The organism is Pseudomonas sp. B21-059 (assembly GCF_026016285.1).
Lineage (GTDB): Bacteria > Pseudomonadota > Gammaproteobacteria > Pseudomonadales > Pseudomonadaceae > Aquipseudomonas > Aquipseudomonas danubii.
This window is the reverse complement of the sequence record NZ_CP087201.1, coordinates 4510010-4523466: the sequence shown is the minus strand read 5'-3', so window position 1 is coordinate 4523466 and position 13457 is coordinate 4510010. Positions and strand designations below refer to the sequence as shown.

Sequence of the window (13457 nt, the reverse complement as noted above, 5' to 3'; positions counted from 1 at the left end):
CTCAATTTACCTCGCCAATGCGCGGGTCGATCACCCGGTACAACAGGTCGATCGCCATGTTCAGCAGCACATATATGAACGACACCAGGATGGCGAAGCCCATCACCGCCGGGAAATCCAGGGCCTGGATCGACTTCACCACGTAGGCGCCCATGCCCGGCCAGGCGAACACCGTTTCGGTCAGCACCGCGCCGTACAGCAGATCGCCCAGGGTCAGTCCGAGCACCGTCACCGAGGGGATCAGCGCGTTGGGCAGGGCGTGGCGCAGGATCACCGCCCAGCGCGACAGGCCGTAGGCCCGGGCGGTGCGGATGTAGTCCTCGCCGAGCTGGTCGAGCATCGCCGAGCGGATCTGCCGCGCCACCACCCCGAGGTTGACGAAGCCCAGGGTCACCGCCGGCAGGATCAGGTGCTGCAGGGCATTGAGGAACAGCGGAATATCCCCGGCCAGCAGCGAGTCGATCAGGTAGAAGCCGCTGATGGTTGGCGGCGGCTCCAGGCCTTCGTCCAGGCGCCCGCTGCCGGGCAGCCAGCCCAGGTTGCCGTAGAACAGCAGGATCAGCCCCAAGCCCAGCCAGAACGCCGGGGTGGAAATCCCGGTGACCGCCAGGGTGCGAGCGATCTGGTCGATAAAGCGGTTGTGATAGACCGCCGACAACACCCCCAGCGGCACGCCCACCAGCACCGACAGCAGCAGCGCTGCCAGAGCCAGCTCCAGGGTGGCCGGGAAGAAGGTCTGCAGGTCCTCCAGCACCGGGCGGCTGGTGCGGATCGAGGTGCCCAGGTCGCCGTGCAGCAGGTCGAGCATGTAGCGCCCATATTGCTGGTACAGCGGCAGGTCCAGGCCCAGCTGGTGGCGGATGTTCTGCACGATGGCATCGCTGGCCCGGTCGCCGGCGATCAGCCGCGCCGGGTCACCGGGAATCAGGTGCGAGATGGTGAAGGTAATCAGCGAAACCCCGATCACGACCAGCAACAGGCCGAGCAGGCGTTTGCGCAACATATTCAGGAAGGCCATGAGGCAACCTCGTTAACGCTTGACGAACGGCAGGGGCAATAACGGCCCCGCAGCGGGGACACGGCAACCCGGTGCCGGCCCGGTTCAGGGGCCGGCGACGGGGATCGCAGGGCCGGTCCTACTTGCTGATTTCGGCGATGTTGAACACCTGTTCCAGCATCGGATGGAACACGTAGCCCTTCACCGAATCGCGCATCGGCAGGCTGTAGTTCTTCTGGTACAGGTAGGCGTAGACGTTGTCCTTGAGGACGATCTTCTGCGCCTTCTGGTACAGCTCGATGCGCTGGGCGGTGTCGTTGGTGGCCGCCGCTTCACGGATCAGGCTGTCCACTTCCGGGTTGCTGTAGAACGAGCGGTTGCCCGGCAAGCCCTGCAGGCTGGAGTCGAACCAGAAGTTCATGAACATGTAGGGGTCGGCGAAGTCCGGGCTCCAGGAGCCGATGGCCACGTCGTAGTCACCCTTGCCGACCCGTTCACGCATGGTGGCGTTGGCCAGTTTTTCCATCTTCAGGTTGATGCCCAGGGGCGCCAGGCCCGCTTGCAGGGTCAGGCCGATGGACTCCCAGTTGGCGTCCTTGTCCGAGTACAGGTAGGTCAGGTTGCTGATCTTCTGCGGGACCTTGGCCAGGCTGGCCTTGGCGCCGTCGAGGTTCTGCTGCATCAGCGGCAGGCTCGGGTCGTGGGCCCACATGCCGTCGGGGATCGGCCCGTTCATCAGCTTGGCCTGGCCCTTGAGGATGCCGTCGACGATGCCTTTGTAGTCGATGGCCTGGACCAGTGCCTGGCGCGCTTCGACGTTGTTCAGGGGCGCGCGCTGGTTGTTCAGGTAGAGGTAGTTGACCCGCAGCGAGGGGAAGGTCTGGATCACCACCCCGGACTTGCCGGCCAGGGTGCCGAGCTGGTCTTCGGGCATGTCCTCGATGATGTCCAGGTCGCCGCGTTCCAGTTGCAGGCGGCGCACCGAGGCCTCGCTGATGATCTTGATCACCACCTTGTTCAGGCTCGGCTTGGGCCCGGCGTAATAGCTATTGGGCTCCAGCGTCAGCGACTGGCCCTTCTGCCAGTTGCTCAGGCGGAAGGCCCCGGAGCCGGCGGTGTGGGTCGAGAGGTAGGCGTTGACGTCCTCGCCCTTGTTGGCCACGTCCGGGTTGATGATGCCGCCGCCGTTGTGGGCCAGGGTGTAGAGGAACGGCGCGTAGGGCTTCTTCAGGGTGAAGCGCACGGTCAGCGGGTCGACCACGGCCACGCTCATGTCATCCGGGAAGGCTCCGGACGGGCCCTGCTTGAGCTGCATCAGCCGGTCGAAGGAGAACTTCACTGCGGCGGCGTCCACCGGCTTGCCGTCGTCGAACTTGTTGCCGGGCTTGAGCTTGAAGTCCCAGGTCAGGTTGTCGGCGGAAGTGCTCCAGCTCTCGGCCAGGTCGCCCTGGACTTCGGTGCTGCCCTTGCCGTTCTCGACCTTGTAGGTCACCAGCTTCTGGTAGGCCGGGTAGGTCACGGCCCAGTCGTTGTTGTCGATGGTCACGGCCGGGTCGAGGGTCTGCGGATCGGCGGCCTTGCCGATCATCAGGGTGTCCTTGGGCGCAGCGGCGCTGGCCGCCTGCCAGGCCCCCAGGCTCAGGGCGGCGCATAGCAGCGACAGGGCGACACGGGTGGACAGACGCACATCAGGGTTATTGCGCAGATTGGGGGTCATGCCGGTTTCCTTGATCATTCGATGTTGGGAAGTTCGTCAGGTTTTTTATAAAAGCTATAACCGGGCAGTTGGAGCTGAAGCGGTGTTGCAGTACGACCGGCTTGGGGCAGTGAGCTGCCTGTTGTTGTGGCCGGCTGGGGAACGGGAGATCAGTGTTCGAAGGGCTGGTCGTGCTCCTGGATCAGGGGGAAGTCTTCGGCGTTGGGCAACTCGTAGTGCCACCACTCGGTGGGGATCGCCTCGAAGCCGGCGCTGAGCATGATCCCCAGCAGCATCAGGCGATTGCGCTGCACCTGGGGCGGCAGGTCGCTGTAGAACTGGTGCGACTTGGGCTCCATGGCATCGAAAGCGGTGCCCATGTCCAGCGGTTGGCCGCTTTCATCCACCAGGGTCAGGTCCACGGCCACGCCGCGGGTGTGGTGCGAGCCCAGGCGCGGATCGCGCACGTAGTCCGGGTTGGGCAGGGCCTGCCACAGCAGTTGCTGGGCGTAGGCCGGGCGATAGGCGTCGTAGATGCGCAGGCCCAGGCCGGCCATGCGCGCCAGCTGGCTGGCCTTGTACAGGCAGGCCGCGGCGTCCTTGTGCAGCAGGCAGCGGGCGTTGCGGTAGATCACCTGGCCGGCCAGGTTGTCGGCGCTGGCGTAGACCAGGTCGATTTCCAGTTGGTGGCGCTGGGCGTCGATTTCGACAAGGGGGCTGTTGTTCACTCACTCACTCCATCTTGGGGCACGCTTGAAGGTCAGGATTCGAACTGGCCGAAGGCTTCCTGCAACGCTCGGTTCTTCGCCAGGCGCTCATCCAGGCGCTCGCCGTAGCCCTCGGCCACCGCGGACACCATCAGGTTGAACAGGCAGGTCAACGGCGCCAGGGAATCCCAGAACTGGCCGACATCGGTTTTCAGTTGCAGCAGGTCCAGCGGGTAGTCCCGGGCCCAGGGGCATTGCAGGTCGGTGACCAGGGCCAGGGGCAGGGCGTTGGCGTTGGCTACTTCACAGAAGGTCTGGGTGACGGCGGAGTATGCGCGAAAATCGGAAATGATCGCGTAGGGCTTGGCGAAGCCCGAGTTCAGGGTTTCCGCATAGATGCCCGAGAGGCCATCGACGTAGTAGACCTTGGGCCGGATGTATTCCAGGTGGCTGTGGAAGGCGTTGAGGATGCCCCGGGTCGACTGGATGCCGATGATGAACACCGCGTCGGCCTCGACGATCTGCCGCACGATGTCGGCGAACACCTGGCTGCGGGCCAGGCCGTAGGCGTGCTGGATGGCCTCGATCTCGCGGTGCATCGAGCGCTCAAGGGCGTCGTCCTGATGGGCTTCGCTGCGAAAGGCGCCGAGCCGGTCGGTGATCAGCCAGGAGGCCGGGGCATCGCCGCGCAGGCCTTGCTTGACGTCATCCAGGTTGCGGTAGCCCAGGGAGCGCAGGAAGCGCCCCACGGAAATGCCGGTGGTGCCGGCTTGCTGGGCGATGCTGTCGGCGGTTTCGAAAGGCAACTGCTGGAGGTTGGCCAGCAGGTAGGTGGCGATGCGCTTGCCGGTGGGCGTCAGGCTTGCAAACTGCTGTTCCAGGGTGATTTGGAAACTGTTCTTGTCCATGACCATCTCGCCAGGCGTTCGCGGAAAATGTTATTGAAGTTTCATTTTTGTAATTCGTGTTAGAAACATAACATCGGCTTTCGCGACAAAACAAGGCTTTTGTCCGACGGGGTCGTTTTCGGCAGAAAGTGACGCTGCTGGTTATCTTCAGTGGGCCGCAGGGGCTGCGTTCAACCAGTGCCCGAGGTCACGGATGGCTGTTTCCACACAGGTGCTACGGCCGCTCCAGGTGCAGGCCAGCATCAGGTTGCGCGGCAGGTTGAAATCTTCCACCGCAAAGCCCTGGGCATCGCGGCCCTGGGCGTCGTGGGGTACTTGCTGGCGCAGGGTCGCGGGGCCGCTGAAGTAGGCCCACACCGGCTTGCCCAGGGCGATGGCCGCGCCCACTTCGAAGGCGGTGCCGGAATCCGGCTCCAGGCCGCGAAAGTCGTTGAGGTTGGCCAGCAGGGCGTCGCAGTCGCGGATCATGGCCAGGTTCTGCTGGCAGATCCACTGCGCGGTGGCTTCTGGCGAGAGCTTCTGCGGGGCCTGGTTATCCAGGGGGAACAGACCGTGCAGGCCCTGGGCGCTGCACAGTTGCTTGAGGTATTGGCCATGGGCCTGGGCGTCGGCGCGAAACACATCGAAACCGGCGAGGTAGATACGTGGGCTCATGGGGCAGCTTCCTTGCGACCTGTAGATGGCTCGGCTTATTCGCCGCGATAGATGCAGCCGCTGGTGCAGGTTTCGTGGATGCGAATCGCCGAAAGCTCCGGCAGCAGCGGCTTGAGTTCGTTCCAGATCCACTTGGCCAGGACTTCGCTGGTGGGGTTTTCCAGGCCGGGGATGTCGTTCAGGTAGTTGTGGTCCAGGCGCTCGTAGAGCGGCTTGAAGATGGCCTTGATTTCCGAGAAGTCGCGAATCCAGCCGGTGTGCGCGTCGACCTCGCCGCTGAGGTGGATCGCCACCTTGAACGAGTGGCCATGCAGGCGGCCGCACTTGTGGCCCTCGGGCACGAAAGGCAGGCGATGGGCGGATTCGAAGGTAAATTCTTTGAAGATTTCCACAGTGTCGGTCAGCTCTATCAGGTGGCGTCGCCCGCGGGCGAGTTGAGGCAGTCGGCGAGTTTATCAGCTTGGCTCCCGGGCTGCGGAAAAACCCTGACTAAAGGGTCAGTGCGCGGCCTGGGGCAGCCTCACAGGCTTTGCAGGCGTTCGCCCAGGCGGTTCTGCGCTGCCAGTTCGAGGAATTCATCGCCCAGGCGCCGGCTTTCGTCCATGGCGCTGCGCCAGTATTTTTGCCGGCCGGCGTCGTCGCCCATGAAGCGCTTGAAGTCGTTGCGGTCCGGCAGCTTGCCGTAGGGCAGGCGCGCCAGGTATTCCTTCGACGGCGCCAGCAGCAGGACGTCGCGCAGGCGCTCCGGGCTGGCCCGGCGCCAGGGCAGGGTCTTGTCGAACCAGCCGGGAATCACCCGGTCGGTGAAGTGCGGGTAGAGCACGATGTCGCTGCCGCTGTAGGGCAGGTCCAGGTGGTAGTCCAGCAGGCCGCCGTCGCGGAAGGTGCCGGCCCCGGCGCCGGGCAGTTCGCGCACGCCCTGCATGACCATGGGGATCGAGCCCGAGGCCAGCAGCGCCTGGCGCAGGTTGCTGCGGTCCAGGGGCACGAAGCGCGAAGGGAAGTCTTCCAGGGCGTGTAGCGGCGGTGCCAGGCGCGGGTCATGCAGCACCAGGCGTTCGAAGTGCCGCGACAGGCGCGCGCGGCCGCGCAGGTTGTCGGCGATCACCGAAGACAGGCCCAGGCCTAGGCGCCCGCGGTGATCGTCTGCCAGCAGGCCGTGGCTTTTGACCACCATGATGTTCAGTCGGTAGTGAGGGTTGTCGAGGATCGACGCGTCGCGGCCATCGAGTAGCTCATCGAGCATGCGCAGGGAGCTTTGGCTGATCTGCGCCATGGTCACGCCCTTGGCGAAACTCTGGGCGTTGTACAGCTGACCGAGGCGGCGGATGCCTTCGGCGGCGTCCGGCAGGCAGGCACTGGCAAAGCGCCAGGAACCCACCGAGGCGCCGATCAGCGAACGCTCACGGGGCACCGCCGGCAGCCATTCACCGAACAGCGCCAGGTCCAGGCCCTGAATGCCCAGGGCCTTGGGGCCGCCGGCGGCGCCCGGCAAGGTGCCGACTTCGCCGGCGTGCAGGCCTTGGCGGCGGATGCGGGCCAGGGCGCGGGGGCCGGCCTTGAGGGTCAGGGCGGGAAACTTGATATGGATGGCGGTCATACCGGGCTCACTCTTGAATCAGCCGCCGAGTATAGAGAACCCGGGCGCTTCGGGCCGAGTGAAACTTGTGTCAGGGCCATGATGGCGATTCAGTTTCAATTAAGTTGCCTTGGGTATCGTCGGCGCCATCGGCCTTTGGCCACTGACCTTGGAGACCTGTCATGAAAACCCTGACCGCGCTGTTCAGCGCCAGCCTCATCGCTCTGACCACCAGCCTGGCCCATGCCCGCGACCTGGGTCCCGACGAAGCCCTGCGGCTGCGCGACGCTGGTACCATTGTGTCCTTTGAAAAACTCAATGCCACGGCCCTGTCCCGGCATCCTGGGGCGAGCATCAGTGAAACCGAGCTGGAAGAGGAGTACGGCAAGTACATCTACCAGGTTGAACTGCGTGACCCGCAAGGGCTGGAGTGGGACCTGGAGCTGGACGCCGTGACCGGCCAGGTACTCAAGGATCATCAGGACACTTAATGAACTCGACGATGCGCGCCGGCAGCCGGGTGGCCCTGGCGCTGTTGCTATTCTGCTCCCTGGCAGTGGCCCGTGACCTGGACCAGGACGAGGCCCTGCGCCTGCGCCAGCGGGGGGTGATCCTGCCCCTGGAGCAACTCCTGCAGCAAGCCATGGACCGCTATCCCGGCGCCAAGTTGCTGGAAGCCGAACTGGAAGAAAAACATGATGTGTACATTTATGAGGTTGAGCTGTTGACCCTGGACGGCGTGGTCCGCGAGCTGGACCTGGATGCCGCCACTGGGCGCCTGTTGAAAGATGAGGAAGACGACTGATGCGCCTGCTTGTGGTGGAAGATCACGTATCCCTGGCCGATGAACTGCTGGAGGGCCTGAAACTCCAGGGCTACGCGGTGGACTGGCTGGCCGACGGCCGCGATGCCCTGTACCAGGGTGCCAGTGAACCCTATGACCTGATCATTCTCGACCTTGGCCTGCCCGGGGTCCCGGGGCTTGAGGTGCTGCGTCAATGGCGCGCCGGTGGCCTGGCGACCCCGGTGCTGATCCTCACCGCCCGCGGCTCCTGGGCCGAGCGCATCGAGGGCCTGAAGGCTGGCGCCGACGATTACCTGAGCAAGCCTTTTCACCCCGAGGAGTTGCACCTGCGGGTGCAGGCGCTGTTGCGTCGCTCCCACGGCCAGGCCAATCAGCAGACCTTGCAGGCCGCCGGGCTGCACCTGGATGAAGGTCGCCAATGCGTGGTCCGTGATGGCCAGGACGTGTTGCTGACCGCCGCGGAATTTCGCCTGTTGCGCTATTTCATGCTGCACCCGCAGCAGATCCTGTCCAAAAGCCATCTGGCCGAGCACCTGTACGACGGTGAAACCGAACGCGACTCCAATGTCCTTGAAGTCCACGTCAATCACCTGCGGCGCAAGTTGGGGCGCAGCGTGATCGAAACCCGCCGCGGCCAGGGCTACCTGTTCGGCGGGAGTGATTCGTGAGGTCGATCCAGCGGCGCCTGAGTCTGGGCCTGATCACGGTGATGCTGGTGGTCGGCCTGGTATTGGCGCAGACCAGCCTCTGGCTGTTTGAGGTGGGCCTGCAGCGTTACCTGGAGGCGGGACTTCAGGAAGACAGTGAAAGCCTGCTGCTGGCGCTGGTCCGTGGTCCTCAAGGTTTGCAACTGGACGAGCGTCGTCTGTCGCCTGCCTATCAACGGCCCTTTTCCGGGCATTACTTCCGTATCGATTTCGCTGATGTGCATTGGCGTTCCCGTTCCCTGTGGGATCAGGAGCTGCCGCAGCTGCAGCGCGCCGGCCTGCAAAGCGACCTGCAACTGGGGCCGGAAGGCCAGCAACTGCTGGTGCTGCGCAGCGACTACAAGCGCCTCGGGCAATCGATCTCCATCAGCGTGGCCCAGGATTACACCCCGGTGCGCGAGAGCTTCCAGCGCATGCGTCAGGTCGGTCTTGGCCTGGGGCTGGCCGGGTTGCTGCTGATTCTGCTGCTGCAGCGGATTACCGTGCGCCGCGCCTTGCGTCCCCTGGAGACCGCACGGGAGCAGATCGCCCAGTTGCAGCAGGGCCAGCGCTCGCAGTTGGACGCCCAGGTGCCGGTTGAACTGGAGCCGCTGGTGGCGCAGATCAACCATTTGCTGGCCCACACCGAAGACAGCCTGAACCGCTCGCGCAACGCCCTGGGCAACCTTGGCCACGCCTTGAAAACCCCTCTGGCGGTACTCCTGAGTCTGGCTTCGGGGCCCAAGCTCGAGGGCCACCCCGAGGTACGCAGGGTGCTGCTGGAGCAATTGCAGCAAGTGCAGCAACGCCTCAATCGCGAACTCAACCGCGCGCGGCTGGCGGGGGATGCACTGCCCGGGGTGCTGTTTGAATGCGATGCCGAACTGCCGGGTTTGCTGGCGACCTTGAACATGATCCATGGCGAGCACCTGGACTTGAGTTACCAGGCGCCACCGGGGCTGCGCCTGCCTTGGGACCGGGAAGACCTGCTGGAGCTGCTGGGCAATCTGCTGGACAACGCCTGTAAATGGGCCGATGCCCAGGTGCGCCTGAGCGTCGAGGAGCGGCCGCAGGGCTTTTGCCTGCGGGTGGAGGACGACGGCCCGGGCATTCCCGAAGCGCGGCGTAACGAGGTGTTCAGTCGTGGCGCACGGCTGGATGAACAAACCGATGGCCACGGGCTGGGCCTGGGCATCGTGCGCGACATAGTCGATGCTTGCGGCGGCACGCTGAGCCTGGGGGACAGCGAGTGGGGCGGCTTGCGGGTGGAGGTCGAACTGCCCAAGCGCTGAACGCGCCGGGCGCTAGGTTCGGCGCCCGTGACGGCTGTCGATCAACCGTCGAACCTTGGCGCCCTCTGTAGCCGCTGCCGAGCAACAGCGAGGCTGCGACAAGGCCCGAAGGGCCTTCGGCGTCCTCAAGGGCGGTGCCCTCTTGGGGGCCATCGCAGCCTGCGGCAGCGGCTACACCAACCCGGTTCGACCCCGATCTATAACGGCGAGGCTGCGACAAGGCCCGAAGGGCCTTCGGCGTGCTCAAGGGCGACCCCCTCTTGGGGGCCATCGCAGCCTGCGGCAGCGGCTACAGGTCAGACGCGGAACTGGTCCATCAGGCTCTGTTGCTGGTTGGCCAGGCTGTTGAGGGACTGGCTGACCCGCGCCGACTCATTGGCCTGTTCCGACAGCGATTCGGTGACGTCTCGGATGGTCGCCACGTTGCTGTTGATCTCCTCGGCCACTGCGCTCTGCTGCTCGGCGGCGCTGGCGATCTGCAGGTTCATGTCGCTGATCACCGTCACCGCGTCGCCGATCTGGCGCAGGGCGGTCACGGCTTGACCCACTTGTTCGACGCTGCCCTGGGCCTGGCGGTGGCTGCTGTTCATGGAGCCCACCACGTCCCGGGTGCCGGTTTGCAGTTGCTCGATCACTTGGCGGGTTTCCTCCACCGATTCCTGGGTGCGTTGGGCCAGGTTGCGCACCTCGTCGGCGACCACCGCAAAACCGCGCCCGGCCTCTCCGGCGCGGGCCGCTTCGATGGCAGCGTTGAGGGCCAGCAGGTTGGTCTGCTCGGCAATCGAACGAATCACTTCCAGTACCGTGCCTATCTGTTCGCTGTTGGCGGCCAGACCTTCGACCTGGGTCATGGCGGCGCTCATGTCGGCGGCCAGTTGATCGATGCTGCGGGTGGTGCGGTCTATCACGGTCAGGCCCTGTTGCGTGGCCTGGTCGGCATCCCGCGCCGCCTGGGCCGCCTGGGCCGCACTGCGGGCCACGTCCTGGGCGGTGGCGCTCATCTCGTGGGAAGCAGTGGCCACTTGGTCCACCTGACGATACTGCTGTTCCATGCCGGCGCTGGTCTGGGTGGCGATGGCCGATGACTGGTCGGCGGTGCCGCGGGCGTCCTGCACCGAGCGTTTCACTTCGGCAATGATCGGTTGCAGCTTGTCGAGGAAACGGTTGAACCAACCGGCCAGTTGCCCCAGCTCGTCCTTGTTGTTGTACGCCAGGCGCCGGGTCAGGTCGCCTTCACCGCTGGCAATGTCTTCGAGCATGTGGGCCACGCCGAGAATCGGCCGGGTCACGCTGCGCGCCATCAGCCACACCAGCAGCAGGCCCACCACGGCAGCCAGCAGGCCCAGGCCCAGCTCCATCAGGGTGCCGCTGTTGTTGCTGGCGTCCAGTTCGCTTTTCAAGGCTTCGGCCGGACCCACCAGGACCTTTTCCGGCACATCCAGCAGCACGCCCCAGGGCTTGCCGCCAGGGATCGGGGTGAAGGGGGCGAGGACCTTGAGTTTCTCCTGGCTGTGCAGGCTGTGGGTCTGGGTGCTATCGGCCAGTTGGCGGATCAGTTCGGCGCCGTTGACGCTGTCGACACTGTCCAGGCGCTGGCTGAGCTTGCTGGCATCCGGGCTATAGCCGGCCAGCAGGCCTGCGGGGCTGAGGATACTGACGCTGGTCTGGCCGGCGTAGAGCTTCTGGCTGGCATCGCGGCTGATGGCCTGCAGGCTGTTGAGGTTGATGTCCACCGACAGCGAGGCGATGACTTTGCCGTTGACCAGCAGCGGGAAGACGATGCTGGTCATCAGCACCTTCTGGCCGTCGATGTCATAGAAGTAGGGCTCGATCACGCAGGGCTTGAGGGTGCTGCGCGGGCAGGTGAACCAGGCATTGGCCGGTTGGCCGCTGGGTCCGCTGCGGGTGTCGCTCATGTCGCTTTCCGGCAACGCCATGGAGGTCAGCTGGCCCGGGGTGGGCTGGGACCAGTACAGGGCGAAGCGGCCTTTTTCGTTGCTGCCCAATTCGCTCTGGCCGCTGAACAACTCGTCCTTGCCATCCAGGGCGTTGGCTTCGAACACCAGGGACAGGCCCAGCAAGTCGGGGTTGGCCTGCAGCGCCGACTTGACCTGGCGGGTCAGGTCTTCACGCAGGTCGAAGGCGTCGAGGAAGCGTTTCTCGGCCTGTTCCCGCAGGAACAGCACCTGGCGGGAAAAGCCGTGGCCGTATTGATAGGCGTCCATGAACTGTTGGCGAATGCCCAGTGCCTGGACTTCACCCTGGGCTTCGATCCGCGCCTGGGCTGCTTCGTTGAGCATCTCCATGCTCGACGCTTTCACCAGCTCGGAGCTGTGCTCCATGCGATACAGCGAAAGCCCCACCAACAGTGACACGATGCCCAACAGGCAGAGTCCGGCCAGCAGGGTGATCTTCCATTGGATGGAAAGTTGTCTGAGCGACATGGAGGCGTCCTTTATTCGATAAATATCTGAGACTTTGCACTGTAACGGCCGACGAACGGCGTTCTTTAAACGCTTGTTCGAAATAAGCCGTGAGGCTCTGGGGCTGCCCTGCAGCCCGACGGGAACGAGCGCCCTCGCCACGGGTACGGGGGGCTTGGGTGCTTCGCGAGCAAGCTTGCTCCTGCGGGCGGCGGGGTGCGGGTTTTGACAAGCTGGTTGCGCTGCTGCAAAGTGCGCGCCCTCTAATAAGAACCTCTTTCATCTCGATGTCGGCAGCCCGCTGCCTTCCGGTCGGTCACAGGCTTTTGCGCCTTTTTTAGCGGCGCAGTAATGAGGTAACGATGATTAACGCAGTAATTGCCGCGGTTGGCGTGATGCTGGTGCTCAGCCTGTCCCGCGTGCATGTAGTGATCGCCCTGATCATTGGTGCCCTGGTGGGCGGTTTGACGGGTGGCCTGGGGATCGAGGCTACCCTCAAGGCGTTCAACAGTGGTCTGGGTGGCGGTGCCACCGTGGCCCTGTCCTACGCCTTGCTTGGCGCCTTCGCCGTGGCCATCGCCAAGTCCGGCCTGGCCCATGCCCTGGCGGACAAGATCCTGATATTGGTGGATCGCCAGGACGCCCACGGCGGCGGCCAGGTCAAATGGCTGCTGATCGGCCTGTTGTGGGTGGTGGCGATTGCTTCGCAGAACATTCTGCCGATCCACATTGCCTTCATCCCACTGTTGGTGCCGCCGCTGCTCTATGTACTGACCAAGTTGCAACTGGACCGGCGGCTGATCGCCTGCGTCATCACCTTCGGCCTGATCACCCCCTACATGTTCTTGCCGGTGGGCTTCGGCAACATCTTCCTCAATGAGATCCTCCTGGCCAACGTGGCCCGCAGCGGGGTGGATATCAGCCAGGTCAACGTCACCCACGCCATGGGCATTCCCGCCCTGGGCATGCTCTGCGGCTTGCTGCTGGCCTTTGTCAGCTACCGCAAGAAGCGCGTGTATAACCTGGATCGGATCGAGAAAGTCGAGCAGGTGGCGGTGCAGTACAACCCGCGGACCCTGCTGGTGGCGGGGGCGGCTATCGTCGCTGCGTTCGTGATCCAGTTGCTGCTGGACTCGATGATTATCGGGGCTTTGTGCGGCTTCCTGATTTTCTCGGTGTCGGGCATCGTGCGCTGGCGCGAGACTGACGACCTGTTCACCGAAGGCATGAAGATGATGGCCATGATCGGCTTCATCATGATCGCCGCCTCCGGGTTCGCCGAAGTGATGAAGGCCACCGGCGAGGTCAACTCCCTGGTGCAAGCCTCGGCGGCGTGGATCGGCCACAGCAAGGGCGTGGGCGCCTTGCTGATGTTGCTGGTGGGGCTGTTGGTGACCATGGGCATCGGTTCGTCGTTTTCCACGGTGCCGATCCTGGCGGCGATCTTCGTGCCCTTGTGCGTGCAGCTGGGGTTCAGCCCGTTGGCGATTGTCTGCATCGTGGGCACCGCCGGGGCGCTGGGGGATGCAGGCTCGCCGGCCTCGGATTCGACCCTGGGCCCGACCTCGGGGCTGAACATTGACGGTCAGCACCATCACATCTGGGACACCGTGGTCCCGACCTTCCTGCATTACAACCTGCCGCTGCTGGCCTTTGGCTGGGTCGCGGCCATGGTCCTCTGATTCCATCCCTCTCTATGCCGGAGACGGT

The 13457-nt window shown here is 64.4% G+C and carries 13 protein-coding genes and 1 pseudogene; 5 read left to right on the top strand and 9 right to left on the bottom strand.

Annotated features, from left to right (window positions below; all coding sequences use genetic code 11):
• Position 1 precedes the first annotated feature (1 nt).
• From LOY69_RS19925 to LOY69_RS19895, 7 genes are all read right to left on the bottom strand, one after another.
• Positions 2-1018, bottom strand: coding sequence for an ABC transporter permease (locus LOY69_RS19925; RefSeq protein WP_102881855.1), 1017 nt, complete (start codon positions 1016-1018; stop codon positions 2-4).
• Positions 1019-1136: 118 nt separating this feature from the next.
• Positions 1137-2714 carry an ABC transporter substrate-binding protein gene (locus LOY69_RS19920; RefSeq protein WP_123394638.1) on the bottom strand — a complete coding sequence of 526 codons (1578 nt, stop codon included), beginning with the start codon at positions 2712-2714 and terminating at the stop codon, positions 1137-1139.
• Positions 2715-2863: 149 nt separating this feature from the next.
• Positions 2864-3421: a D-alanyl-D-alanine dipeptidase gene (ddpX, locus tag LOY69_RS19915; protein ID WP_102881853.1), complete on the bottom strand. Its 558-nt coding sequence runs from the start codon at positions 3419-3421 to the stop codon at positions 2864-2866.
• Between the two features lie 32 nt (positions 3422-3453).
• On the bottom strand, positions 3454-4314 hold the full coding sequence (locus LOY69_RS19910) for a MurR/RpiR family transcriptional regulator (RefSeq protein ID WP_110596169.1): 861 nt from the start codon (positions 4312-4314) through the stop codon (positions 3454-3456).
• Positions 4315-4455: 141 nt separating this feature from the next.
• Positions 4456-4962, bottom strand: coding sequence for a nucleoside 2-deoxyribosyltransferase (locus tag LOY69_RS19905; RefSeq protein ID WP_123394637.1), 507 nt, complete (start codon positions 4960-4962; stop codon positions 4456-4458).
• Between the two features lie 35 nt (positions 4963-4997).
• Positions 4998-5354 (bottom strand): 6-carboxytetrahydropterin synthase QueD, encoded by a 357-nt coding sequence (queD, locus tag LOY69_RS19900; protein ID WP_011062303.1) that lies wholly within the window; start codon positions 5352-5354, stop codon positions 4998-5000.
• A 128-nt stretch (positions 5355-5482) separates the two neighbouring features.
• Positions 5483-6562, bottom strand: coding sequence for a patatin-like phospholipase family protein (locus LOY69_RS19895; RefSeq protein ID WP_123394636.1), 1080 nt, complete (start codon positions 6560-6562; stop codon positions 5483-5485).
• A gap of 161 nt (positions 6563-6723) precedes the next feature.
• Between LOY69_RS19895 and LOY69_RS19890 the strand changes: the two genes are divergently transcribed.
• From LOY69_RS19890 to LOY69_RS19875, 4 genes are read left to right on the top strand one after another with little or no spacing between them, the layout of a single operon-like run.
• Positions 6724-7032 (top strand): PepSY domain-containing protein, encoded by a 309-nt coding sequence (locus LOY69_RS19890; protein WP_123394635.1) that lies wholly within the window; start codon positions 6724-6726, stop codon positions 7030-7032.
• Positions 7032-7346: a PepSY domain-containing protein gene (locus LOY69_RS19885; protein WP_102864629.1), complete on the top strand. Its 315-nt coding sequence runs from the start codon at positions 7032-7034 to the stop codon at positions 7344-7346. Before LOY69_RS19890 ends, LOY69_RS19885 begins: the two co-directional genes overlap by 1 nt.
• The gene (locus LOY69_RS19880; protein ID WP_102864630.1) at positions 7346-8014 is read left to right on the top strand and encodes a response regulator transcription factor; all 669 of its coding nucleotides are present in this window, start codon (positions 7346-7348) and stop codon (positions 8012-8014) included. Before LOY69_RS19885 ends, LOY69_RS19880 begins: the two co-directional genes overlap by 1 nt.
• Positions 8011-9324 (top strand): sensor histidine kinase, encoded by a 1314-nt coding sequence (locus LOY69_RS19875; protein WP_110596166.1) that lies wholly within the window; start codon positions 8011-8013, stop codon positions 9322-9324. The genes LOY69_RS19880 and LOY69_RS19875 overlap by 4 nt, the downstream gene beginning before the upstream one ends.
• A 296-nt stretch (positions 9325-9620) precedes the next feature.
• Here the strand turns inward: LOY69_RS19875 and LOY69_RS30625 are convergent, their stop codons facing one another.
• Together LOY69_RS30625 and LOY69_RS30620 are read right to left on the bottom strand one after the other, a co-directional pair.
• Positions 9621-10376 carry a methyl-accepting chemotaxis protein gene (locus LOY69_RS30625; protein ID WP_372342512.1) on the bottom strand — a complete coding sequence of 252 codons (756 nt, stop codon included), beginning with the start codon at positions 10374-10376 and terminating at the stop codon, positions 9621-9623.
• 102 nt (positions 10377-10478) lie between these two features.
• Positions 10479-10625, bottom strand: a pseudogene (locus LOY69_RS30620) (HAMP domain-containing protein); the annotation flags it as partial.
• Positions 10626-12112: 1487 nt separating this feature from the next.
• Between LOY69_RS30620 and LOY69_RS19865 the strand changes: the two are divergent.
• On the top strand, positions 12113-13429 hold the full coding sequence (locus LOY69_RS19865; RefSeq protein WP_170003402.1) for a Na+/H+ antiporter family protein: 1317 nt from the start codon (positions 12113-12115) through the stop codon (positions 13427-13429).
• Positions 13430-13457: the final 28 nt, after the last annotated feature.

Excerpts from the sequence above, each read along its gene's own strand:
- LOY69_RS19925 (WP_102881855.1), bottom strand. The coding sequence starts at position 1,018 with ATGGCCTTCCTGAATATGTTGCGCAAACGCCTGCTCGGCCTGTTGCTG.
- LOY69_RS19920 (WP_123394638.1), bottom strand. The coding sequence starts at position 2,714 with ATGACCCCCAATCTGCGCAATAACCCTGATGTGCGTCTGTCCACCCGT.
- LOY69_RS19910 (WP_110596169.1), bottom strand. The coding sequence starts at position 4,314 with ATGGTCATGGACAAGAACAGTTTCCAAATCACCCTGGAACAGCAGTTT.
- LOY69_RS19905 (WP_123394637.1), bottom strand. The coding sequence starts at position 4,962 with ATGAGCCCACGTATCTACCTCGCCGGTTTCGATGTGTTTCGCGCCGAC.
- LOY69_RS19895 (WP_123394636.1), bottom strand. The coding sequence starts at position 6,562 with ATGACCGCCATCCATATCAAGTTTCCCGCCCTGACCCTCAAGGCCGGC.
- LOY69_RS19890 (WP_123394635.1), top strand. The coding sequence starts at position 6,724 with ATGAAAACCCTGACCGCGCTGTTCAGCGCCAGCCTCATCGCTCTGACC.
- LOY69_RS19885 (WP_102864629.1), top strand. The coding sequence starts at position 7,032 with ATGAACTCGACGATGCGCGCCGGCAGCCGGGTGGCCCTGGCGCTGTTG.
- LOY69_RS19880 (WP_102864630.1), top strand. The coding sequence starts at position 7,346 with ATGCGCCTGCTTGTGGTGGAAGATCACGTATCCCTGGCCGATGAACTG.
- LOY69_RS30625 (WP_372342512.1), bottom strand. The coding sequence starts at position 10,376 with ATGGAACAGCAGTATCGTCAGGTGGACCAAGTGGCCACTGCTTCCCAC.